The sequence below is a fragment of the Haloarcula laminariae genome (assembly GCF_025457605.1).
Classification (GTDB): Archaea; Halobacteriota; Halobacteria; order Halobacteriales; family Haloarculaceae; genus Haloarcula; species Haloarcula laminariae.
Map to the genome: position 1 here is coordinate 1 of NZ_JAMZFY010000001.1, position 24,369 is coordinate 24,369.

Annotated in this window: 14 protein-coding genes and 1 tRNA gene; 9 read left to right on the top strand and 6 right to left on the bottom strand. The window is 56.6% G+C overall.

The annotated features are described in order from the left end of the window. Window positions 1-167 precede the first annotated feature (167 nt). Both NJQ98_RS00005 and NJQ98_RS00010 read left to right on the top strand, forming a co-directional pair. Complete coding sequence (locus tag NJQ98_RS00005) at window positions 168-425, top strand: DUF5789 family protein (protein WP_262174353.1); 258 nt, start codon at window positions 168-170, stop codon at window positions 423-425. A 46-nt stretch (window positions 426-471) separates the two neighbouring features. Beyond that, window positions 472-547: transfer RNA gene (locus tag NJQ98_RS00010), tRNA-Cys, on the top strand. Between the two features lie 376 nt (window positions 548-923). Here NJQ98_RS00010 and csa3 read toward each other — a convergent pair. Beyond that, entirely contained in the window at window positions 924-1,589 is a 666-nt protein-coding gene (gene csa3, locus NJQ98_RS00015) for a CRISPR-associated CARF protein Csa3 (RefSeq protein ID WP_262174355.1), read from the bottom strand. Between the two features lie 445 nt (window positions 1,590-2,034). Here csa3 and NJQ98_RS00020 point away from each other — a divergent pair, with 445 nt between their 5' ends. The 7 genes from NJQ98_RS00020 to NJQ98_RS00050 are packed head-to-tail and all read left to right on the top strand — an operon-like array spanning window position 2,035 to window position 20,699. Beyond that, window positions 2,035-2,898: a hypothetical protein gene (locus NJQ98_RS00020; RefSeq protein ID WP_262174357.1), complete on the top strand. Its 864-nt coding sequence runs from the start codon at window positions 2,035-2,037 to the stop codon at window positions 2,896-2,898. Next, on the top strand, window positions 2,895-3,821 hold the full coding sequence (locus NJQ98_RS00025) for a hypothetical protein (RefSeq protein WP_262174360.1): 927 nt from the start codon (window positions 2,895-2,897) through the stop codon (window positions 3,819-3,821). The genes NJQ98_RS00020 and NJQ98_RS00025 overlap by 4 nt, the downstream gene beginning before the upstream one ends. After that, window positions 3,818-6,892 carry a hypothetical protein gene (locus NJQ98_RS00030; RefSeq protein WP_262174363.1) on the top strand — a complete coding sequence of 1,025 codons (3,075 nt, stop codon included), beginning with the start codon at window positions 3,818-3,820 and terminating at the stop codon, window positions 6,890-6,892. The genes NJQ98_RS00025 and NJQ98_RS00030 overlap by 4 nt, the downstream gene beginning before the upstream one ends. 1 nt (window position 6,893) lies before the next feature. Continuing rightward, window positions 6,894-7,718 (top strand): hypothetical protein, encoded by an 825-nt coding sequence (locus NJQ98_RS00035; RefSeq protein ID WP_262174366.1) that lies wholly within the window; start codon window positions 6,894-6,896, stop codon window positions 7,716-7,718. A gap of 2 nt (window positions 7,719-7,720) precedes the next feature. Next, window positions 7,721-13,249 (top strand): DEAD/DEAH box helicase, encoded by a 5,529-nt coding sequence (locus NJQ98_RS00040; RefSeq protein WP_262174369.1) that lies wholly within the window; start codon window positions 7,721-7,723, stop codon window positions 13,247-13,249. A 24-nt stretch (window positions 13,250-13,273) separates the two neighbouring features. After that, the gene (locus tag NJQ98_RS00045; RefSeq protein ID WP_262174373.1) at window positions 13,274-18,727 is read left to right on the top strand and encodes a DEAD/DEAH box helicase; all 5,454 of its coding nucleotides are present in this window, start codon (window positions 13,274-13,276) and stop codon (window positions 18,725-18,727) included. After that, entirely contained in the window at window positions 18,720-20,699 is a 1,980-nt protein-coding gene (locus NJQ98_RS00050) for a phospholipase D-like domain-containing protein (protein ID WP_262174405.1), read from the top strand. The genes NJQ98_RS00045 and NJQ98_RS00050 overlap by 8 nt, the downstream gene beginning before the upstream one ends. 11 nt (window positions 20,700-20,710) lie before the next feature. On the opposite strand, the gene NJQ98_RS00055 is transcribed toward NJQ98_RS00050, so the two are convergent. From NJQ98_RS00055 to NJQ98_RS00075, 5 genes are all read right to left on the bottom strand, one after another. After that, entirely contained in the window at window positions 20,711-20,986 is a 276-nt protein-coding gene (locus NJQ98_RS00055; RefSeq protein WP_262174407.1) for a hypothetical protein, read from the bottom strand. Between the two features lie 346 nt (window positions 20,987-21,332). Next, window positions 21,333-22,028, bottom strand: coding sequence for a 7-cyano-7-deazaguanine synthase QueC (queC, locus tag NJQ98_RS00060; protein WP_262174410.1), 696 nt, complete (start codon window positions 22,026-22,028; stop codon window positions 21,333-21,335). Continuing rightward, on the bottom strand, window positions 22,025-22,633 hold the full coding sequence (gene folE / locus NJQ98_RS00065) for a GTP cyclohydrolase I (RefSeq protein WP_262174413.1): 609 nt from the start codon (window positions 22,631-22,633) through the stop codon (window positions 22,025-22,027). The genes queC and folE overlap by 4 nt, the downstream gene beginning before the upstream one ends. A gap of 1 nt (window position 22,634) precedes the next feature. Beyond that, window positions 22,635-23,408, bottom strand: a complete 774-nt coding sequence (locus NJQ98_RS00070) for a 7-carboxy-7-deazaguanine synthase QueE (protein WP_058365348.1) — start codon at window positions 23,406-23,408, stop codon at window positions 22,635-22,637. Then, entirely contained in the window at window positions 23,408-23,863 is a 456-nt protein-coding gene (locus tag NJQ98_RS00075; protein ID WP_262174418.1) for a 6-pyruvoyl trahydropterin synthase family protein, read from the bottom strand. The genes NJQ98_RS00070 and NJQ98_RS00075 overlap by 1 nt, the downstream gene beginning before the upstream one ends. Between the last annotated feature and the right edge of the window lie 506 nt (window positions 23,864-24,369).

Sequence of the window (24,369 nt, forward strand, 5' to 3'; positions counted from 1 at the left end):
CTCACCAGCGTTCCGGCGAGTACTGGAGTGGGCGACCCTCTGGGAAATCCGGTTCGCCGCCACCATTCATACTCATTTCAGCCTACCGAGGAGAGTCATCTCTCTTCGGTGGGCTTTCCGTATTTATTGAGGCTGTAACTACGACAGTCCGGCGGAGAGGCATCACTATGTCCCGCGAGGTCAAACTGAACGAGCTCACAGAACTACTCGAATCCGCCACGTATCCGCTATCGGTAGCAGCGGCGGAACGGGAATTCGACGACGTGCGGCTCGTCTATGCCGACGGGTCCGAACCGCTCGATGAGGTGTTCGCTCGCCTCGAAGACGAGGAGTTCACCTCGGCTGAAGAGGCACAGTCCTCGATTTTCAACACCGTCCCCGTCGAGGGGGTGGGTGAACCGGGCCAGTCCGAGGGAGAGGGCTAGCGGAATTCGCTACCCTTAAGCGAGCCACTCATTTACTGTGAAACGCGCCAAGGTGGCAGAGTCCGGCCTAACGCAGCGGCCTGCAGAGCCGCCCATCGCCGGTTCAAATCCGGCCCTTGGCTCTCACACTATACCCTAAAGCCCAAGACGACTTTGTGTTGGGTTGTTCCCCTTCCCCATAGTCACGACTCCAGAATCTGATAGAAGCGCCTGGAGTGTGAAGTTCATCCCGAGAATGATGGACAGCAGATCACTGAATCGACTCCACCATCCTCGGGATGTATACTTACTCAATAAAGTCCTAATCCCTGATCGTCCAGACTGGTGGTCAGTCTCTTTGCCAAGTACCGAACTCACGTAAGCGAGACCGCGTCCCGGCGTGGATGCGTGTTCGCATTTACCTCCCGCTCCGGTCAAATGCGAGGACGTACATCACGCCAACTTCCTGAATCGCATCCGCATTCTTAACGTTTCTATTTCTCTAATACGGAATCTGACTTAGTGGTCGTGTAGCTGATCATTCGGCTTTCTACCACTCAGGAAAACCCGTCCGCTACCTGTCTGTTCTACAGTCTTCGTTCGCCCCTCCTTAGCGGTTCGAATAAATCCCTCTGACTCGAGACTATCAACATGGCGTGCAATGGTGCTTTTCGACTTCTCGAGCTCCGTAGCAATATTGCTGATAGACAACGGTGTGTCTAAGTCTGTTAGGTTCGCGAGCAACGTTGCTTCAGCGTCGGAGATATTACTTCGAAGATTCAAGAATGGAAGCCGACGTACGCTACTGTCAATATCACCAACTTGAAGAACTGTATTAATATGGTTCTCGTTTGAGAACGTAGCAACCGTTAGCGGAAGAAGAATCTCTCGCGCCCCGCCACCGAGGATGACTATCGTTTCACCTTCTGCTGCTTGCATGAGGTCTGCGCAGAGAAGCGTCGTTTCGACAAAATCGGTATATGGGAGTCGCTCTGACTCCAACTTGAGGTCCGGGACGACCTGCGTCAGAACGTCTTTCACCTCGTCAAAAGCTTCTTCACTCTGATCAGAACTATTCGCAGGTTGAAGGAGGATAACGCGATCCGATTCATCTAATCCTTCGCTCAAGACCGGTTTTACAACACGCCTGCTGTCGAACCCGAGCGGTGCGAGGTACGTTCTCATGTATACAATTCCAATCCAGACTCTCGTTATTGTTCCGGAATTGCACAACAGTCGTCGCAACAGTGGGATGGAATACGCGGTTCAGAAGGATCTAATCAAGCATTTCCATAGATGAACCATCTGAACTGTCCCAGATTAGTGCAAACGATGCGGAAATGTTTCACCGACGATAATTATTTGACTGCTGGCTAAAAATCGATGGGTGTTCGCCCATCTCGTACTAGTGGTGGCTACCACTAGTACGAAGAGACACGTCTCCATAATTATAATCTACCCGACAATTTTATGGTCTCGGGGATACGGATTCTTCATAGAAGCACCACTGTGAGCAGGCTAGAGATGGCCTGTATCCCGTAGCTACGGCTATGGGAAATTGATGCGAACGCAAGGCGTCACCCCATCCCACACAGACGCCGCAAACAACCCAAGCACCCCCCAGGTGAATATGGACCCACCCGACTCAGAAACGCCAGCACTTGCGGACTTCATCGGAACACGAGATTCATTTCTCGTCATCCGAGACCCGCAACTCGCAAAGACTGGTTCCCAGGCCCGCGCACAACTCAGGTCACTGCCATTCCTCGCGCAGTTCGGCCTCCGCCACGTCGCCCACCCCGGCATCTACGACAACGGGCTGCGACTGGTCGAATACGACCTCGTAGTAAACGAAACGCTACGAGAGAATGGAGTCGAGAATGTCGAATTCCCACTGGTTCACTACGTGAGCCAGGAAATGCTGACTGGTGAACTACAGGACGAAGACCGCAACTTCGATGAACAGGACGTCGTTCGGCGACTGCTCCGAGCGCGTCCAACTAACGCGACGTACGTACTCGTCACCGATACGAGTACTCCGAAGATGCCGCGGCTCACGAAGAAGCCCGGTAAGTCGTTCATCGACGAGTTTGAGTGCTCGGTCGCGGACTACAAGGGACTGCTGAAACGGTATCTCCAGTACAATCTCGACTCCGCGCTTCCACTGTCGACGACACAGAACCTGTACTTCCACCAGATCTCGGCGCACCACAACCGCGCTGGTGTAGAGGCTGGCTCCATCCCGGACCTGTTCGATTACACGCGTATTCCTGCGGACAGTCCTGCGTGGGACCCCCTCTACTACCTCATTCGCGAGGACGTCGACCAAGTGCTCGAGGATTACTCGGAACGCATCCGCGAAGCGCTTCGTTCGTGGACCGAACGCGGGCCGACCCAGAAAGTCGCCAACAGCATGCTGGACATGCTCGAGCGGGTGGACTTCGAGGAGGATCGACTCGACGACTATCGTTACCGTCACCAGAAGGACGCATGAGCACGACGTACACACCGGCGAGTCACAAGCCGGACAAACTACTCACCGGGTTCATCTCGGTGCGAGCACCGGAACTCAAACACATCTACGCTTCGCTTCAAGCGGCGACGAGCGCGTCAGAGGTTACGCGCAAGTTCGGTCGGCCATCCGGCGGCGGCCTCCAAACGAACCACGTTGAGGATTCACTGCGCTTCCTGAACGCCGTCGACCTTGTCGAGAGTCCGACGCGTGATGTCATCGACACAGTTGAGCGAATCAACGACCGTCACTTCGAAGGGCTGGCCTTCGAGGCGCGCTTGCTGTACCACTGCAACCAGCAAGACGGTCGTCAAAGGCACTTTGCAGACGTCCATCGCGCGCTCCTGAGCGAGGGCAGTCGGACGGTGGATGCCGGTCGTGACAACCTCCGAACGATCCTGAAACGAGAGACTGACTACGACTTCTCCTGGACCGACGAGAAAATCGATATGTGGGTCACGTTGGGCGAGCAGGTGGGGCTCATCACCGAGACTGAGGACGGACTCGTCTTGAGTCCCTGCCGTGCGTTGCTGTACGACGCGCTCGCGCTCGCTCCAACCGATTCGAGTGCTGATCCCGACTACGACGACCTCCCCGTGGATGACGGCGAGGTTCAGGAGATGTTCAACTGGATCAACGACAACCTGTTCACGGTCTACGAGGCCAGAACGGGCACCCCCAAGCTCCACCCCGCCATCACCGACGTACTTCGGAATATGGCAGAAGACGGCGTCGTCGACCTTTCAGCACCTGGAGATTCACAGAACGAAGTGAAGCTTCCTCCTGAAAACCTCAAGAAGGACAACCGCGGCAATCGGCAGGACGTGACGTACGTCTCGGTTCACTCCAAACCGAGCGAGACAGCTTACGAGTATCCCCTCGACCAGCTCCTTACCCAACAATGAGCCAACACACTCCGAAATCGACCGCAGGCAACGAGATGCCTACCTATTGGGATGACCAGCAAGTCGATCACTTCATCACGTCCGAAGCACACACAAAAAAGAAGACGCCAGAACAGTTCAAGGAGACCCACGTCGACATCGACCGGATTTACGCTGATAACCTGACTCCGCTCGGCGTATCTGGCAAGTTCGTTACCCAGGAAGACGTCCTTAATGCGATCACGGCATCGAGCCTCGACGACCCGAACCGCATCTTCATCCTGCGTGGCGAACCGGGATCTGGCAAGTCCCAACTCTGTGAGTGGACCAAGTATCAAATCAACGGCTACGGCGAGGACGACGAGGGGATTGAAGACCGGGTGGCGCTTCATGTGTCCCGCAGCCAGACCCGCATGGACCAGATTCTCGACATCCTGACCGAACCACTGGATGTCAACACTGATGTCCGCAACATTGACGACCTCGACCCCGACGACGCGGCCGCTGCAATCGTCGAGTACCTTCGCGGTATCTGGTCGACAGAACACCTTAGCGACGAAGAGATTCAAGAGCTTACGGAGGCTCGAGGAGATAAGAGCGACCTTCGCAAAATCTTCGGGAAAAACATTCAGGAGTATCAAGAGGCCATTGAATCCCGTGATGGAAACCCAGAATTTAACCTCCTGACTCGGGCTGACTACCGCGATCTTCGGTTACAGTTGACCTTCGGTAATAAGCTCACTGAGAATAAGGACGTGCTTTACTCGGTCCTCAAAAACGAAGCCCACGAGTACCTCTCTCGGAACCTCGTCGGCGATTTCAAAGAGTTACTCCAAGAATACTCGCAGCGGTATCAAGATCAGGGAATTCGACCAACTCTCATTTGCGAGGACCTCACAACCTTCAGCGTCCTGAAGGAGCAACTCCTGGACCACATCTTCGAGCTCAGCAGTAGCAGCTACGACATCATTCTCGGGTGGACGATTGGCTGGGAGCAGGATAATATTAATGACGCACTCACCCGGCAAAACGCTGCAGAGTACATGGAGGGGCGCTCACAGGGGAAGCTTACGATGAGCGATGAAGATACACATGAAGCGTACTTCCTCGATGACGACGCATCTGTTGCGCTCGCCCGATCGTACCTTGATGCAATCAAGCAAAATTCTGGTGCTGAGAGCGCTCCCGGAGATGTTGAGGAAGCGTTCGACGAACTCTACCCATTCAATGAGCGCTTCATTCACGTCGCATACAGGCAGCTGAATGATGGGGGAAGCAATCGGAAGACGCCGAGGCTATTACTTCTGCGTGTAGTCAAACACTGTCTAAAATCAAGTTTACCGCCCTACGAGGCGATGAAGTCGAACTCGTTTGTCGATACCCCGACGTTCGAGATCGACATGAAGTACGACCAAATTTATCAGGACGTCAGCCGGTGGTACGGCGTCCCAGTTGATGATGGAATCGGAGTCCGGGTCCGTATCCTCGAAACCTTCGACATTGATCTTCCCGACAGTGACAAAGCACCGGTCAAGGGCGACTACGTGGTCTTCGAGCGCGGGAGGGGGAGCGCTGTCATCGAGAAGATCAAGAACCCGCCGACGCCGGAACATGACGTCGATGAAGACGAGGAAACCGAAGAAGACGAGACCGAGAACACAGAAGCGGACGAAACTGAGGAAGACGAGGACGACGAAGTCGAAATCGTTGACGAACCTGAACTCACGGACGAACAGCGTGAGAGCCAGCAGAAGTTCCAGGAGTTCCAGAACTGGGTGACGAACGGGGAAGAATACCCAAGTTCGGACACGCTTCACGACGGGGCTGTCGCCACTCTGGAACGCTGGCACGAGCCCACGCGTCTCAGCAATCCCCACGCATCGACGCGTTCTGCGGGAAGTATTTACTACGCTCGCGGTGACAGCATCCCCGTCTCGATTCAGGGCGACCAACAGCGCCAGGCCAGCATCGACATCGAACTCGAATGTGAGTCGGATTATGCTGACCTCTACACCAGTATGCTTGAGTACGGGCTCTTTGACGTGTTCGACCCCCAAACGACGGACTTCGACCAGCTTCGTGCGTGGGCGGATACGAACGTCGCTCAGTTCAAACGCGAGATGCGTGAGGAGGTTGAGGACTGTCTTCCGTCAGAGCTGAATATCGAGAAGACTCTGGTACTTGCTCAGTTCTTCCTGATCAACGCGGCTCGCGGTGCCGAAATCGATGACGACGGGATTCCTGCAGACCTCGTTCTTGAGGAGTACGACAGTAATCAACCGTACGGTAAGCCGGTTTCCGAGCACTTCGATAGAGGTAGTGCGTTTGGACAGGCGTTCAGCGACCTGACGATGTCGTCCAGCGACATCAGCGACCTGATTGAGGGATTCTTCCTCCTCAAGTCGAACGTCGTGGACTACGAGCGTCTCTCGGAAGCACGGCGCGAGGTCGCGGACGACCTGCAAGCACACGTCGACGCGGCACTGATGATTGACACTGCCGACCTCGCGGACGCATACAGAGTTGGCACAACACGCAACAACGCGAATACCAAGCTATCCAGCCTGCTCGACCGAATTTCCGACTACGCCGCTGAACTCGACCGCCTTACCGCCGAGGAGAACGCCGCCCACATTCAGGAAGCACTCGAGCCGGTAGAACGCTGGTACGACAGCAGCCATACCGTTAACGACCTCGCCGAGTGGTTCGAGACGCTTGAAAACTGTCGAGGAACCTTTGATGGGAAAGATAAGAAAATTTATGAGAAGGCTCGTAACCTCCTCCATATCGAATCTGACGAATCTCCGGAGAATATCAACCTTACCTCGTTTAGAGACGATGTTCAGAGGTTCCAGAACATGGAGGACACGACGGGAGTGACGCTCGTCGCCCGACTTCACGACTTCGCGCGAAGTCAGCACGAGCAGGACGCCTGGGAGATTTACGAGGCGTTTGACTCACTCATCGACAATCTCCAAGAGGAAGAGCACGCGACCGGTGCAAACCTCGAACACCGCGTCAAGCAACTCAGCGAGTACAGCGACTACGAACAGAAACGCCAGAAGATTCTCTCCGTGACGGAGGGCCTGTAAGATGTCTGGAACCCAATCTCTACCTGCGGCCGTTGACGCGCTCAAAGACAAGGCATTAGAACACAAACGAGGAGAGAACGCCAAATACACCATATCTGTCGCGCAGTACAATATCAACGAAATCAACAGCGAACTCGATGACCTTGAAGAAGCGCTTCGAGACCTGCGGTACTACAAGACGGTTCTCGAGGAGGCATTCGATGGGTCGGCACCGACGATGCTTGGCAGTGCCGTTCAAACGGCCGAGAACGCGGTTGACGTCACGCAGGACGAGTTGCTGGGGAACGTCCAGAGGAGTGAAATGGCGGACGAAGAGGTTTCTCTCGACCAGGATGACACTGAACCAGAAGTCGAGCTCACTCCCGAAGTCGAAACCCAGATCAGGCAGATTCGATCCGCAAAGCAGCAGGTTGAGAACGTCAGTGAGACTATTCAGGGGAAACTGGAGAGCAATAGAGACACCTGGAGTACGCGGGTCAGCGCCGCCGAGGAACTACAGAAAATTCTTGGCGGGCAGAACTCGGACTTCTCGCGCACGCTCAACCACATGCACCGACTTCTCACCCGGGACTTGATGGATTCCAGCGGGAGTGCCTCCAAGTTCGTGTCCGAGTGGGAGAACGCTACGGACAGTTGGGAGAAACACCAATCGCTCCAGAGCTTCGACGACTTCAAAGAGAAACACGATCTGTCGGATTCGACCATCGAGGACGTGAAGACGCTCAGCAAGTCCCAGCAGCTCACGCTAGCCGACGTTTCCACGGACACCCTTGAGGAGATGAAGCGCGTCGACGAACTAGAGTCGGCCGTAGAACTTAGCCTCTGACAATGAAGGACCCCGCCGCCCGCGCGGAACAGATGCAAGCGGCCTACCGCGACTATTTCATCGGTCGCGGGGGGCGCGCCGCTCGCAGCGTAGCGCACCGGTTAGCCGACGGTGAGAGCGATGTCACAGGAATGCGTGGGCCGTTCCTGCAAGCGCTTGATATCCCGAACTGGAGTGACCGTTCGTGGGATACCTTCGCCAGGTCGGCGCATCTGGAACCCCACATCCGACGAGCGTTCTCGGAGATCGGGTTCGAGAGGCTTTACGACTTCCAGGAGCGGAGTATCGAGTCGATACTCGACGGTGACGACACGGTAATCACTGCCGCGACGGGGCGGGGGAAGACTGAGGCGTGGCTCATTCCGATTCTCAACCGGATCCTCGAAGCGAAGCGTCAGGAAGAGGATGAGGGAGACGACACGAGCGTCAAGGCAACGCTCATCTACCCGACGAAGGCCCTGGCGCAAGACCAGTTGAAGCGCCTCCTTCAGTACCTCTACCTCATCAATAAGCAGCTGAAGTCGTCGCAACGCATCTCAGTTGGTATCTACGACGGGGACACGCCCCGCGACGTGAGCGAGTCCGGTGCGGAGGGCTACCTCAATTCCACGTTCAAGCACTTCGAATGTCCGGGGTACAATCCCGAACTCGACAAGTGCCAGGACTGCGGTGGTGGTGTTCGCGTCAGAAACACCGGCTCCCGATTCAAACTTATCCCGGAGAAAGCCCACTGTGAAGAAGACGAGCCGAACGATGTGCCGTTGGACTTCCTTCGGCTGACTAGGTACGACATCCTCGAAAACGGCGTTGACATCGTCCTCACGAACCCCGACACGATCAACTACCGACTCATCAACACCAACGCTGAGGACGAACACCAGCGGTTCATCTACGAACCCGAGTTCCTCGTGTTCGACGAGGTTCACACGTACGACGGCTTGTTCGGGAGTTACACATCGACGTTGATGAAGCGCGTACAGGCGCTGCGAGAGAACCGGGGCGTCGACGACCTGCAACTCATCGCGAGCAGCGCAACCGTCGAGAACGACGTCGAGCTCTTCCAGAAAGTCAGCGGCGCCGTTGACGTCACACAAGTAAGCGAGTCGCCTCGCGAACTCGACGCCACGGTGCCATTATCTGTCCCAGAAGAGTTTACGTCACACCGTCTGTCCGTCGACCGCATTCTGCGTGCGACGGGAACGCCCGACGACACTGTTCCGGGGTTAGACGCATTCGATTACACGCTTGAGGAGGCATCGAGTTACGACCGCGATCGCCGGGAGACACTGGTCGCCGATGCCCTCTTCGACCATCTGACTGGAACTCACGACGACCCCGGCGTGCAGGTGGTACAGTACGTCCACCAATTGCTCTACGACGACCCGCTGACCCGCTCGGAACTGCACGAGCAGTTGGCCGAGACCTTCGCCCTCGATGAGTCCGGTGTCGAGACGCTGGTGGAGAACGTCCGCACGCTCGGTGAGTTCTCTGGAATTCTGGAGAACCGCAGTCACATGTTCTCCTGGCCGATCGACGGGTTCTACGCGTGTGCAGCGTGCGAAACCGTCTATCGCTCACCGCAGGATTCCTGCCGGGAGTGCGGATTCGAGTTCGTCACTCGCTCCACGTACTGTCGCTATTGCAGCGACGAACACCTCGTCACCTGGTACTGCCCCGAGTGCGACCAACTGGAGTCGTACACGCCCACCGAACACGGATCGGTCGGACAAGACGAGGACCACGTTTGTACTCGGTGTGAGAGGGTTCGCGACGATGCGGTACAGATGGTTCGTGTCACGTTCCAGCCTTTCCTGGAGTGCCAGGAATGCAACCATCGGGTGGAACGGACCACCATCGCTGAGTGTTCCGACTGCGGGTCCCGTACTGTCAGGACCGATTCCGAGACGACCACCTGTATCAATCCACAGTGTGGGAGTACCCAAACAGTCGAACAGGCCTGTGATCGGTGTGAGGGCTCTGTGTTCGAGGTTTCCAGCGTCGAAGGACGATTCGATTGCCCCGAATGTGGCACTACGTACGACCGGCCCGAAGATGCTCCCGAGCGTTGTCGCGAGTGTGACTCACCACTCGAGTCGACACGATACCTACCGTGGGTGTGTGCGAGCGACAACTGCGACCGAATCCACTTCCAAGACGCTCCCGACCAGTGTCAGTGTGGATCGTCGTCGTTCGTGAAACGGGGGCTGTTCGAGATCCAGCACGACCAGCACTGCCGGTCGTGTGACACCGCATTCGTTGAGGAAGACGGATGCGGCTGCGACAACCCGGACGTCCACCAGAGAACGGGGTCTCATCGAGCGTACAAAACGCTCGACACACACGGGAGAATCCATTCGATGAGCTCTCAAGGATCGGCAGTTCCGTGCCCACACCCGTACGCTCGCTACGAAATTGGAAGTCGGTTCGACGAGATGATGCGCAGCCCGAACAACCTGGCGGCGACGACATCACAGTACCTGATGCGTGCGGTCGCTGACGACGAGGGACAACAAGCTGCTAAACTCCTCTCGTTCGCGGACTCCCACCGCGACATGAAGGAACTCAGTAGGGACTTCTCCGAGCCCGAGACCGAGACGCTACTGGACCAACTGCTCGTCCGTGGTGCAGCGAACGACGGTTCGTCCTCGTGGGTATCATTCGACGATGTCCTCGAGTACGCCGACGAATCCATTGATAGCCTCAACGAGTCGCTTGAACCGCCACGAGTGGCTAGGAACGTCGAATTCGATCTGAAATCGCGTCTCAAGGACCAACCTCGTAAGCGGTGGGACGACGATGATGCGCTGCACGGCCGGCTCACACGGCGTGCACTATCGCACACTTACAGTCAGCGTCTCGGGGAACGTGACGACCCCCTCTCGGAAGTCGGTCTACTCGACGTACGGTTCGCTCCCGGGCTGGATGCCCTTTCTGGTGACGAACGGGCAATTGTCCGCGAACTCGTCGACGAGGGGAACGATTACCGTGTGGCGAACTTCGAAAGTCCCAGCCCGAGTAGAGAGGTCACTGAGGTGGTTGCCGATCTCGTCGAACGGGGTATTCTCACGTACGGCCACTCCGACAAGTACGTCTCGTTCGACCCGTCTGCGATCGAAGTCACCGTTGCTGGTGAGGGGGACAGCATCGCTTTCGATCCCGAAACAGAGCGGTACTACACGACACTCGAGCACCAATTCGGCCTCGATAGTCAATCGGCAGTTCCGTCGAACGCGACCCTGGCGGAGCTCGCTTCCGTGTCGCATCCGCGCTTCACACAGCGTGCCCACCGGGTAGAATACTCACAGACCCGCATCTTGGTTTCCGAGGAGTATCTCGGGACGACAGAGAAGCGAAAGCGCCGCGAACTCGAGTTCCTCTTCCGCGAAGAGAACTATCCACACCACCTCTCGTCCGGGCCGACGATGGAACTCGGCGTCGACATCGGCTCGCTCGACGCGCTGTTGCTGTACGGGACGCCACCCAACATGAACGCGTACCTCCAGCGTGTCGGGCGTGCTGGGCGTAGCTCTCACTCGTCGCTGGTTCATTCTGTGAGCCAGCGCAATCCGATTGACTACTACTACTACGACCATCCAGAGGATCTCATCTCGGCCGAACCGACGCCGGTGCCACTCAACGAGCACAACGAAGAGGTCCTACGCGTCTCGCTTTCGTGGGCCGTCTTCGACTTTGTGGCAGCCAACTTCTCGATCCCGTGGGACGTCAGCCGCCACGGTCGTTCCCGCTCGATCGACGGTGGCGACACCTACCACCAGCGAAGCACACTCGAGGAGAGTGAACGAGAGGACGCGAGCAAGCTGACTCACGTTATGTCACTCGCCGCTGACACGCTATCACTCGGGAGCGATGATTCACAACTCGCGGTACTGAGCGAAGTGGTGTCCGACCACGAGCCAGAGATCAGGGACTACCTCGAGTCGCTGCTAGAGTACCAGTATTGCGAGGACTGTGAGCGCCGGTACGCGGCCGACGACGAACGAACCACCTGCGAGCGAGCGGACTGCGACGGCCACATCCGACACGCGAGAGCGCAGTTCGGGCACCTCGTCGAGGACGCAATCTCGAACTTCGACGACCGATACATCACGCACTATCAGGAGTATCAGGAGTCGCTGGAGACTGAGCGCGTATCGCTCTCCGAACGAGACCGCGACCTACGGCGCGACCAGCAGCGTGCGAGTGCGGACGAGCGCGGTCGCATTATGCGTGAGCGCCGCGGGCTCCAGGAACGCATGGAAGTCCTCAAAGAGCACCTCTCCGACTTGGGCGAAGAGAGTTACTTCGATTTCCTCCGGGAGTCCCGCGAGAGCAAGTACGATTTCTCGATGCGAAGTGTCGCCACCACTGCTGGTCTAACGCTGGTCGATGAGGGGTACGACCGACGCAACATCGGAGACCAATCGAGCGGTAGGGCGATGCGGATGGCGCTATCTGAGCTTCACCCAGGTGCGGCGTACCTCGACAACGGTGAGACCTACACTGTCGCCCGGGTTCGTTTCGACGAAAAGGCGGGTTCTGACTTACGAGAATCCGTCACCGATGCGAACATCGACGACCACCTCGCGGATGAACTTGTCTGCCCGGCGTGCCATTCAACTCACGATCTTGATGCGACCGACTGTGACTGTGAGAACGATGTACCGTTGAAACGACGCCAACTCGCCGTTCTCGATTCTGCCGACGCGTATCACGACAATCTCCAACTGACTTCTGAGGGCGATGAGGCGCGTTACCTGCACAACGAACCCAATCAGGCAGTGCAGAACACCTACGCCGAACGCGAGACCTCGATCCTCTCGTTCGATACCAGACAGACGTACGAGCTACGAACAGACAAAGGAGACGTACTTGGAACGCTCGAATACGGTGATTACTCAGTCCTCTTGTACACAGATGGATATCGTACGAAGTACAAATCGGGCGAGGTCGACGCACAAGAGTCACATTTCGAAGTCTGCGGCGAGGAGAACTGTCACGGCGTAATCTACGAGGACGACGATGAGACACGTCGGTGTAGTGCAGACCCCGATCATTTCCCCGAAGGGAGAGGAGCAGACTCGCAATTCGTCAGACTTGGCTACCAATACGAGACGCAGGGTGTACGCGTCGAACTGGAGGACCGCGAACTATCCCACACACTGGCGCACGGCCTCCGGGTCGCTCTCCAGTACCTCGGCGGCGTCAACATCCGTGAGCTCTCCGAGTACGTCGGAGAAGATCACGTCGATGTCTTCGAGTCGCAAGAGGGTGGATCGGACGTCGCACGACTGCTCTTCGAGCAGTCCGACGGCGACTTCCGCGCCTTCGCCCGAGCAGTCGGTCTTATGGATGACCAGTTCGACTGCGACTGTGACAATGGCTGTCCGTCCTGTCTGTACCAGTACGGGTGCGATGTCCGGAACGACCAGCGGTCCTTCGACCGCGACCGCCTCCAGGCCAAGTTGGACGGACAGGAGTTGTCGATTCATCCAGTCGACAACCGAGGCGTGAACGAACAGTTGACTGACTAACTACATCCCACAGGAAACCCACCGATGGAATTCGACCCCATAGAACTCGCCGACACGATGCGTGAATCGTACGCCGAACACTACGCCGGTTCGCAACCCTCGCCGGCGGTCAAGAGCCTCGTCTCCCGCTACCACGGTGGGGCCGGAGAGTCTCTGGAGAATGACCTTCCCGAGTTCATCCGAACGAAGGGACCCTACCTTCAGGTGCTCGACCTCCCCCGAATGAGTGACACGTCGTGGGAGACCTTCGCTGACAACCATGACCTGCATTCGGACGTCACGGAAACGTTTAGTGAGGCAGGATTCCGAAACCTCTTCGAATTTCAGGAGGACTCCATCGAGGCGGTTCGCGAAGACCATCATACGCTGTTAACCGCAGCGACCGGGAGGGGGAAGACAGAGGGTTGGCTAATTCCGATTCTCCAGTTCATCTGTGAGGCGAAAGCAGGCCAGCACGACGCGCATCCGCCGGATAGCGTCAAATGCGTTCTCACGTACCCAACGAAAGCTCTGGCACAAGACCAGCTGAAGCGCCTCATCGACTACCTGTTCACGCTCAATCGAGACCGATCAGCGGACGACCAGATTACGGTGGGGATCTACGACGGGGACACGAAACGCCGCGATCCCGACGAACTAGCGTACCTCCAGACGACGTTCCAGTATTTCGACTGTCCGTGTGGAGAGTGTGACTCTTCGTTGACTGTTCGGCGTCGCTCGGACGACTCGTTCGTCGTCGAACCGATGGCAGAACACGATGAGGATCTCACGTTCGACTTTATCAAAGTCACTAGGGATGCCATCGTCGAGAGTCCAGCTGACATCCTGCTGACGAACCCGGATACGATCAACTACCGGCTGTTCAACGTTAATGCGGACGAAGCGCAGCAACGGTTCGTCGCCGAGCCGAAATACTTCGTCTTCGACGAGATTCACGAGTATTCCGAGCTTTTCGGTTCGTTCACTTCGGCGTTGATGCGGCGGTACATCCGGGAACGACAGGAACTCAACGACTACGACAGCGAGGGTGACGACGATCTCACCATCGTTGGTGCGAGTGCCACCGTCGAGAACAAGCTCTCCGTCTTCCAGCGCATTAACCCGTTCGTCGACCCCGACATCGAGGTGGTTGAGGAAGAAGGACGCACAATCGACGCTCCCTTCCCCAGCTACGTCCCTGACGAATTCACTACCACTGAACTGGCAAGCGACGAGTTGCGTGCCGGAGAGACTGAGACTGCGAAACTCGTTCTAAAAGCAGCGGGTATCCACGACTCCAGCGGAGGGGTGGACGTAGAGAGCGACCTCTACGAACACCTCGTAGAAGGCGACAGCGAAGTGCTGGAGTTCGTTCGCGGCATCTACTCAGCTCTTCGAGAGAAACCGCTTCGGCCTGACGGCCTACGCGATCAACTCGTCGAATCAGCCAATCTAACCGAGGAACAGGCGGACACGGTGGTGTCGAATTTCATGACGATTGGTGACGTGTCCGGAATTCTGGAGCGCCGTGCCCATCTGTTCAGTTGGCCCCTCGACGGCTACTACTCCTGTATCAACTGTGGGACGGTCTACGATACCCCGCAGTCGGCTTGTGCCGAATGCGGACACCACTACGTGACGAAACTCTCACTGTGTAACCAGTGCGGTGAGGAGTCACTCGAGTCGTGGTTCTGTCCGAACTGCGAACGGCTCGAGCCACATACTGTGACCTCAGAAGAGGGACGGTTCGATTACTTCTCGCGACGCGAGTGCCAGTGCGAAACGCCCGACGGCGAAACGCCCGAGATGATCCGCGTCTACTGGCGGCCGTTCTACGAATGTTCCGAATGTGGTGAGCGCCAGAAGATCGACCACCAGCAGGACTGTTCGACGTGTGGTTCCTCGATGGTACTCGACGACTCGATGGAAACTCACATCTGCTCGAACCCAGACTGTGGCGAGGAAGTCACAGTTGAGGAGGCACGGGAGCCGACCTGCCATTCTTGTGACACTGAGGCGTTGGAACCCCTGACAGACGACAGCGTCCAGTACTGTACTGAGTGTGGGGAGATATACGAAGACCCCGACGTACAGGAGTGTACGGCCGAAGACTGTGATGGCAATCTCACACCGAAGCGTTTGCTTGGATGGACTTGCGGCGACCCGGATTGTGACGAAGTGTACTTTGGCCGATCCCCGAACACCTGCACCTGCGGAAATCGACGGTTCGTCCGGACCGCGTTGTTCGACATCCAGATGGTCGACGAGTGCACGTCCTGCGAGCACGAGTTCCTCCCTGGTGGTCGACAGGACTGCAGTTGTGACGATCCAGAAATCGTGACACGGGCAAAAGGATACAGCAACTTCCGGATGGTCGATGACGACGGTCGGATTCGGGAGTCGAGCCAGTTCCCCGGTGGTCTCCCCTGTTACCATCAGGACCAACGGGAAACCTACTCTAAGAACGGCAGATACGACGCGATGTTGCGGGGCCCGGCTAACGCAGCGGTGACGACAGGACGGTACCTGCTGCGGTCGCTCGCTGACCGAGACAACCCGGAGTCCTTCACCGAATCCAAGATGCTCTCGTTCGCGGATAGCCAGTCCGACATGAAAGAACTGGAGCGCAACTTTCGTGAACCCGAAGAGGCGTTCTTCTTTGACCAGTTATTCGTCAGCAGCGTCAGGAATGAGGCCGACGCTTCAGGATGGGGGACTCTCGCGGACATCGTCGACTGTGGCGTAGCTGAGGCAAAGCAGTACGAGGAGGACCTCGAAGGGGAAACCAATAACCCACCGAATGCGTTCGAATTCCTCACTAACTACGACCAGTCAGTCGACGAGTATCTGACGGAAGAACTGTTGTCCAGAATCTTCGCTGGACAGTACAGCGAACGCTACCGGAGTAAGCAACTCACTGACGAGGGGATCGTCGACGTCCGTCTAAATGCCGACACCGACGATCTCGAACCGGGAGAACTGGAGCTTCTCGCTGAGTGTATTGCACAGAACCATCGGTACGAACCTCACCTCATCGACGATGTTGAGGACGGTCATAGCCACCTCGATTTACTGATCAACCGGGGCCTGGTACGTCGGGTCGAAGAAGACGGTAGCCGGTACGTGATGGTCGAGGAGGACACAATTGAATGTGCAGTCGTCGATGAAGCGACGCCAACGTACTATAGTCCAAGTCAAGAGGACTTCGTCACGAGCCTCGAGTCAACGCTGGCCGACGTTCCTGACGACATCGTCGAATTCGACTCGAAGCCAGAGGACCGTTCGACGTTCTCGCATCCTCACTTCTCTCTGACGGCACAGCAGATAACTACGTCCGATCCTATGATGCTCCTCGCGAGGGCGTACTATGGTGAGACGGACCGAGACGAACGGCGAGAGTTGGAATACCAGTTCAGGCAGGGGCGGTTCCCTCACTTCCTGTCCTCGGGACCGGCGATGGAACTCGGCGTCGACATCGGCGACCTCAACACGTTGCTCCTCTACGGTACGCCCCCGAATGCGAACTCCTACCTCCAGCGCATCGGACGTGCCGGGCGGGAGTCTGGGAGTTCACTCGTGCACTCCGTCAGTCAGCGAAACCCGATCGATTACTACTATCACGAGCATCCCGAGGAACTCATCGCGTCCGACCCACAGCAAGTCCCACTCAACGAAGTGAACCGTGAGGTCCTCCACCAGTCCCTCACATGGGGGATTCTCGACTGGGTAGCGACGACACAGTGGGTTCCCTGGCGACGAGACCAGAGTGGGCTCGACGAATTTGTTGTCTGTAAAGACGCTCCGTCTCCACGGTCCGAATCCAAGCCCAACGATCTACTGCGATTTACTAGCGTTCTGTCGTCGTCGAACTTCCAAGTACAGAATCAGAGCGACGACGCCCCACTGGAAGTGCTGCGTTCGGTCATCAACGAGAATCAAGACGAGATTGAACAGTGGCTGCAGAATCTGGTTTCTTTCGGTGTTTGCTCAAGCTGTGGCCGTAAACACGAAGACGGATACAAAGGTGAATGTCAGAGGGACAGCTGTAGCGGTTCAGTTGAATCGGTCTTAGACGAGTACGACGCCGTCGAAGGAGCACTACGGGGAACTGACGATCATCGTGGCATCGAAGCGTCGATTATCGACCTCTACAACGCTCAACGAGACGCGATTGACGCTGATCTGGAGGAACTTGACGAAGAGATCGCTGATGTCCGGAGCAAAGAACGACGCACTCGAGACCGCGAAGAAAAACGCACACTCCGCGAACAGAAGCAGCAACTTCGTCGGCGCGCTGATCAGTTAGACGACTATCTGCGAAGACTTGAGGACATGGACTTCGGCCAGTACCTCAACCGCGAGAGTCCGACGGCGTTCGGTTTGCGGTCTGTGGGTGATTCGGTCGATTATCAACTTGTCGGCGAGGAGTTCGAAAACGTCAGTGACGGTTCTCGGGACCGTCGTATCGCACTCTCCGAGCTTCACCCAGGGGCAGCGTACCTCCACAGCGGTGAGACGTACGTCGTGACGCGCACGGAGTGGGAGCCACTAGAAACCGCTCGTATCAGCGAACAATTCCAGGACGCGGCTATCTGCCCGACATGTGCTGCGGAGTACGACACTGATACGTCTCACTGCGAGTCGTGCGGTTCACGGCTAAAGCGACTAGTGACGAAAGTGCCTGAACGCGTGACTGCGTTCCAGCACGATTTGCCGTTGGGAATAACGCCCAACGCTCGTGAGCTTGAGCCGTCGAGTGTGTATCAAGCTGACGAGGAAGTGCAGAGCACGTATGCGCCGGTCGAAACCGATGCAGGTGACTCGTTCGAACCTACGATATCATACGACATCGTCGACGAAAGCGGGAACGTACACGGTCAGTTCGAGTACGGTAACGTGACGATCGCCGCCTCGACGAGCAAATACTGGGCGACGTACAAGAACGGTGGTTCAGACCCTTTACCGAACGTATTCGAGGTCTGTGGTATTGAAGGATGCAACGGCATGATTGCCAACGTGGGGGAGTCCGCAGTCTGTACGAACAACGTGGAACATCCCGTGGACGAAAGTATCGCAGTGCGTCCCGCCACCAAGTTCGACACCAAGGCCGCTCGTGTTCGGTTCGACAGCGAGGAACTTGAGCACGGGTTCGCTCACGGACTGCGAGTGGCACTCCAATACATCGGCGGGGTAAGCGTTCGCCAAGTTCCTGAATCGATCGAAGAGGAAGGCACCTTAGTGTACGACTCGGACGAGGGGGGAAGTGGAATCACCGTACTCCTCACACAGGATGACGGTCAGAAGTTCGAGAGAGCGGTCGAGATAATGCACGATGCGTTCTCTCCCGAGGAGTCGGAGTGTAACTGTGAGGACGGGTGCCCGTTCTGTCTCTATCAGTACGGCTGTTCCGAGCAGAATGACCCTGACTCGTTCGACAAGGACGAGCTACTCGAACTGCTTTCGCACGATCTCCATCTGGAAGCGAGGAACGATGACTGAAAATAACATAATCGATACGGCACGAGCTCTTCGAACTCGCTCCCCGGAACGACTCTGGGGTGTCTCACCGGAGAGTATCTACGCGGCACTATCGGCGAGTGTAACCAAGGACGGTCTCGAGGAACGTCTGTCGCCACATATTCGCGCGGAAACGCTGCGGACGAATGATGAACGAGAACCGAAGCAGGTTACAGAGATACACAACTGGATACTCGACGAACTGGACCTTATTGAGGGAGGCCGTCCGACTCTGGCTGGTGCCTTAGTCCTTTCAGTAGACGAACCACGCCCGCTCATTCAGGCAATTATCGTCGCAAGCTCTCGAACAGCCGAGAGAGTCCTACGATCGAGTCTCGGAATTGAAGATGAAGTTCTACCTCGCCGAGAGTTCGACAGTCTGCTAGCGGGTGATTGGGAGGAAACAATCCTCGGGCCGCTTCTCGGGTCTGCCGGCTTCGTGACGATCTACCCAGATAGTGTAGAACCGAACTTCGAGCGCATCGAACCAGTGCTTGAAGCACAGAGAGAAGTACCGACCGAAGCTGCCATCGCTGAGAGCTATTTACACGTTCTCCCACAGCTTTCAGGTATCGAAGATGGTGACTGTCTTAAGGCCATCACGGAGCGATTGGTTGGAGAACTATCGAACGATTCATTCTCATTGGAATCAGTCGCTGCCTCGCTCGCAGATAACGCTGTACTCCTTCACGACACCAGTGAGGTTGAAGACGCAATCGAGGAGCAACACGACGAGTACGAACGTCAATTTGAGACAGTGCATTCCCTACTGGCCGCACCCGTAGAAACCGAACTGTCACAGGTCGACGTTGGAAGGCGGGTCAGCGTTTCTGATGTTCGTGGTGACACTGAGATCAGCGAAGCTGGTCGAGACGTTCTCACCAACATCATCGCCACTATCTCTGCCCACTTGAGGTTCTCGACCTTCGATTTGGGCTTCGTGACCGATCGGCTTGATGCGACACCTTATGAACTCTATCAGGTCTTGTCCGAAGTTCCCGGCGTCGATTGCGAAATCAGTGGCAACGAGGTCATCGAATTTGCTACTGTTCCTGCCCAGGTTGACGGCAGCAGTCTCCAAGAGGAGTACACCACACATCTCATCGATCGGTGCGCAGCAGTCAAGCGGCGAATCAAGGTTCTGTCCCGAGCGTCAGTGACGACATTGTCACCAATTGCTACTGACGCCATTATTGCTCAAGATTACGACTCTCTTTCCGACGGTGACGTTGCGCCAGCGTACTTCACATTTACCCTCGTTGATCCCGACGCTCTCGGCGAGAAGAAGATGGATGACTACGTGGAGGATTCTCGTGGTCTTGGACGGGAACGAGCGAGGTTACGGCGCTGGCACGAAAATCGGCCTGCTGGGATGCGGTCGTACACGGCGATGACCGACCGCCTGTTCAGTCTCGGGCTCGAACGCGATCTCGACGACAAGGTCCTCCGGATTATGACTCCGTTTGACGACGACACGTTCAACGAATACGTCTCCCAGATACGGCGCCTCCTGCAACAGGGATTCGAATTACGATTGCTGACCCGCCACACGAAAGAACCCTGGGAGTGGCGGCGTCTACAGCAGAACCTGCTCAGCGAAATTAAGCAACATCGCGAGCAGGTCACGATACGTAGCTATTCGCGCTTCAAACAGCACCAGAGGGTAACTCCAGACATGGATTTCCGTGACCTCGGTGAATTCGGCATCCACGGAAAGGTTCAGACCATCGGGAGACCAGAAGAAGGCGCAGCATTACTCGGTTCGGCGAACTTCATGGAGAACAGCTACGATTGGAATCCTGAGTGCGGAGTTTATACAGAGCGAATACAGTTCGTTGATGCTGCCGTCGAGTTCTTCGACATTGTGTGGGATCTCGCTGAATCCGACGAACTATCCACTGAACGCTTACAAGAGGTACCGAATCATCAACTTGTACCAACCTACTACAGTTGAGGATTCACCGTCTACTCACACCAACAGTGAATTGGCCCGGTGTTCTTCTCTTCGCCCTGTGATTCGATTTCGCAAACGAAGAATTCCCCTTCTGGATACATAATGTACCGATCTTCGTCGATATTCTGAACGGAAGCCACATCCTCAACCTCCCAATCAGCGTCTTCATTGCCGTCCCATGTGTAGTAGTCGTCCTCCCCATCTACTGCGAAGTCGAGCAACCCCGTCCCGCTACCGATGATGTGCTGAACCCGACTTAGTCGAGTCGATTGTGTGATTCTGGTCATGAGTCAACCTCATTCGGCTACGATAATCAATGTCCGCCACTTCAGTGAAGGGAGTAGTGCCACCGATGGAACTGGCAACTCCCAAGCTTCCCAGGTGGGACGACGGGCATTTTTCACCGCCACGCATCCCACTACGCGGCGCTTCGTCGTCCGATTCGATGAATGGGTGAAACCACCATAGATATTCACTAACTAGAACAGTTGTATAATTGCCAAATCTCTTTCTGCATCAGGCATCTTGGGCTCGGTGTCTCCAGCACCGGTCCTACTCTTCGTGAGCCACCCTCTGTCGAGAAGAATAAGAGCCAGATCCGTCTTAATCGTCGGTAAATCGGTTCAGCGGCGACTATGATTCGGTATAATCGGGGCGCTCGGCGTATTCAATTGGATCGCGCTCGCCGAGATTTTGGAACGCCTGGAGACGGAACGCACACGCGTCACACGTGCCACACGCTGGTACTTCTTCCCGGTAGCAGCTCCAGGTGTGTTCATAGGGGACGTCGAGTTCGAGACCCCGTTCGGCGATGTCTGTCTTCGACAACTCGACAAACGGCGCTTCGACGCTGATCTCCGTCTCCGGTTTCGTGCCGACGTCGACGACCTGCTGGAACGCCTCGAAGAACTCCGGTCGGCAGTCCGGATACCCCGAGAAGTCCTCGCTGTGCGCACCGATAAACACGGCCTCACAATCGTTGGCTTCTGCATACGACGTCGCCATCGACAGCAGGTTCGCGTTCCGGAACGGTACGTAGGAGCTCGGAATCTCGTCACTCTCCAAGTTTGCCTCCTCGACGTCCATCTCGTCGTCAGTGAGACTCGACGCACCGATCTTCGAGAGGTGGTCCGTCGTCAGGTGGAGGAAGTCTGCGGCGTCGAAGGCCTCGGCTTGGGCCTGCGCACATTCGTACTCCTTACTCTCGGTCTGCTGGCCGTAGGACGTGTGCAGCATGTACAACTCGTAGCCAGCATCCTGCGCGACAGCCGCGGCGGTCGCACTATCCATTCCCCCAGACGCCAGGATTACCGCTCGTTGCTCGCTCATCCCTGACCCTCCGTACGGTTGACCGCTGCTTGGAACCGCTCACGTTCTGCCTCAGTCGGTTCTCCGGCAGTTGCCCTGGTGGTGGTCGTGCTTCTCGTCTCGACGCCGCGCATCGCCTCACAGAGGTGCGTTGCGTTCATTTCGACAAAGACGGTAGCTGCGTCTAGTTCCTCTTTGAGTCCGGACGCGATGTCGTTCGTCAGCTGTTCCTGCATCGTGAGTTTTCGTGACTGCCAGCGGACGTACCGAGTCAGCTTCGAGAGCCCTACCACCTCGTCTGTCGGCCGATACGCCAAATGAACTGTTCCAAAGAACGGCAACAAGTGGTGCTCACACAGCGAATACACGGGAATTGCGGTTTTGACAACGAGACCGGTCGTCTCGGCGTCGAAGGTCCGCATCGTCGGCTTCGCGGCCTCCCGTTGGCCTTCGGTGAGTGTCGCGAAGGCATCCGGGACGCGGCGCTGCCAGGTCTCAGTCAGCGCGTTACTGTCCGGGTCCTCGCTGACGGCCTCTAACAGGAGGCGAACGCCCCGCTGTGCCTTCTCGTAGTCGATGTCTGATTCTACCTCGCCAGTCGCGAATTGAGAGTGCGTACTCGTCATGTTACGTTTCGGGGGCGTCGTTCCAGAGGTCTACGTGCAAGCGGGGCGTGTACCGGTAGCCGTACTCCATCGCGAGTTCAGCGACCTCATTCCGGCGGGCATCGAGTTCGTCTCGAGTCGTCCCCTCGGGCATCAGCAGCACGTCCGAATCCGGGATGCGACTCGCTGCCGTCGATCGGACGTCAGCGAGGAGGGATTCGATCTCGGGCAGGTCATCGGGGCCAGTGACGACAAACTTGAGTTGTGCGTTGTAGTCGTCGACGAGTGCGCCGAGTGCATCGAGGTCGATGCGCCGTTCTTCATGACGGTCTGCCCACTCGCCATCGCCCTTGGGGTCTTTCTCAGGGGTGGGTGTGCTGGAGGCGAGTTTCGGGCTGATGCTTGCCAGATCGATGGGGGCGTCACGGTGGATGGTACCGTTGGTTTCAACGGTAGTGTGGTAGCCGAGATCGTCGAGCTGCTCGAGGAGCGTGACCGCGTCATCGTGGATAAGCGGTTCACCACCAGTTAGGACGACGTGGTCGGCATCGTCGTGTGACTGGACTTCCTCGACGATGTCGTCGACGCTCATTGTGGCGTGGGTGGGCTCCCAGGAGGTGTGGTAGGAGTCACAGAACCAACACCGGAGATTACATCCGCTGGTGCGGACGAACACCGATGGCGTCCCGGTGAGCTTCCCTTCGCCCTGAAGCGAGTAGAAGAGCTCGTTGACCGGCAGTGCTGCGCCATCGACATCGTCTGCTGGCTGCTCATCAGCTGTTGAACTGACTGGCATCAGTGTGTCGCCCCCGCACAGAGCTCCGATGTCTCCCGCACCGCCACTGAGATGTCTGAGACTGACTCTGGAAGTGTCTCGAGGAGTTTTCGTTCCAAGACGAGTCCCATCACTTCCGCGGTCGGTGGGTGTTCGAGAACGACAAGTGAATCACCGTCGCCGCTCTGCTCGAAGGCGTCGATGAGCGGGTCGTCCTTCTCAAGGAGGAAACGGTGGTCCCAGTCATCTATTACTGAGGTAATATCTCCTTTGTCTACGACCCAGCCATCCTGAGTGAGAGAACCAGTGACCTCCACCGAGATTTCGTAGTTGTGTCCATGTGGACGACTACATTTCCCATCGTGGTGGAGGAGGCGGTGCCCGGTGCTGATTCGGATCGGGTTGTCCTTTCCTACGAATAGTGTCCTCTCACCAGACTCAGTAAGATCGGAGACCGGTTCTTGTTCAAGATGCACATCAAGAGGCTCTCCCAGTATTCACTAAGTATTATCGGTAGCATGCTCACTATGTCCCTAATCACGTGAGGAAATTATATTGCGGTTGGCAAATTAGAGCCAATAGTCGTGGAAACGTCGTCAGTCAGGCACCTAGAGACGGTTCAGCCGGATTGGGACGACCTTCCGCTAGCTTGCGAGTTGCTTGAGTTACGACGGCGTGAGCCGAATGCCGATCTGCGGACATTAGCTTTCAACAGAGGTGTCGTGGGGTCAAGAAAAGTTCAGCACGTGACTCGACTCTTGGAACTGCTTGACCTTCTGGATGAGGGCGAACTAACTGAAAGAGGGCAGTGGCTGACCGAAGCGTATGAACCTGCACTGCAACAGAGTCATTCAGGAGCAAAGTTAGGCATCGGAGTGAAAGATTCGCTATCGTGTACCGAACAGGCCTTCTCTGGATGATTATTTTTCGCTCTTGGGTAGAGGATTGTTGGTCAGTTCGCAGCAGTAGCTGGAAGTCACAG

Coding starts and splice junctions, on each gene's coding strand:
- NJQ98_RS00050 (WP_262174405.1), top strand. CDS start 18,720: ATGACTGAAAATAACATAATCGATACGGCACGAGCTCTTCGAACTCGC.
- NJQ98_RS00045 (WP_262174373.1), top strand. CDS start 13,274: ATGGAATTCGACCCCATAGAACTCGCCGACACGATGCGTGAATCGTAC.
- NJQ98_RS00030 (WP_262174363.1), top strand. CDS start 3,818: ATGAGCCAACACACTCCGAAATCGACCGCAGGCAACGAGATGCCTACC.
- NJQ98_RS00025 (WP_262174360.1), top strand. CDS start 2,895: ATGAGCACGACGTACACACCGGCGAGTCACAAGCCGGACAAACTACTC.
- csa3 (WP_262174355.1), bottom strand. CDS start 1,589: ATGAGAACGTACCTCGCACCGCTCGGGTTCGACAGCAGGCGTGTTGTA.
- NJQ98_RS00070 (WP_058365348.1), bottom strand. CDS start 23,408: ATGCCAGTCAGTTCAACAGCTGATGAGCAGCCAGCAGACGATGTCGAT.
- queC (WP_262174410.1), bottom strand. CDS start 22,028: ATGAGCGAGCAACGAGCGGTAATCCTGGCGTCTGGGGGAATGGATAGT.
- folE (WP_262174413.1), bottom strand. CDS start 22,633: ATGACGAGTACGCACTCTCAATTCGCGACTGGCGAGGTAGAATCAGAC.
- NJQ98_RS00035 (WP_262174366.1), top strand. CDS start 6,894: ATGTCTGGAACCCAATCTCTACCTGCGGCCGTTGACGCGCTCAAAGAC.
- NJQ98_RS00055 (WP_262174407.1), bottom strand. CDS start 20,986: ATGACCAGAATCACACAATCGACTCGACTAAGTCGGGTTCAGCACATC.
- NJQ98_RS00020 (WP_262174357.1), top strand. CDS start 2,035: ATGGACCCACCCGACTCAGAAACGCCAGCACTTGCGGACTTCATCGGA.
- NJQ98_RS00040 (WP_262174369.1), top strand. CDS start 7,721: ATGAAGGACCCCGCCGCCCGCGCGGAACAGATGCAAGCGGCCTACCGC.
- NJQ98_RS00005 (WP_262174353.1), top strand. CDS start 168: ATGTCCCGCGAGGTCAAACTGAACGAGCTCACAGAACTACTCGAATCC.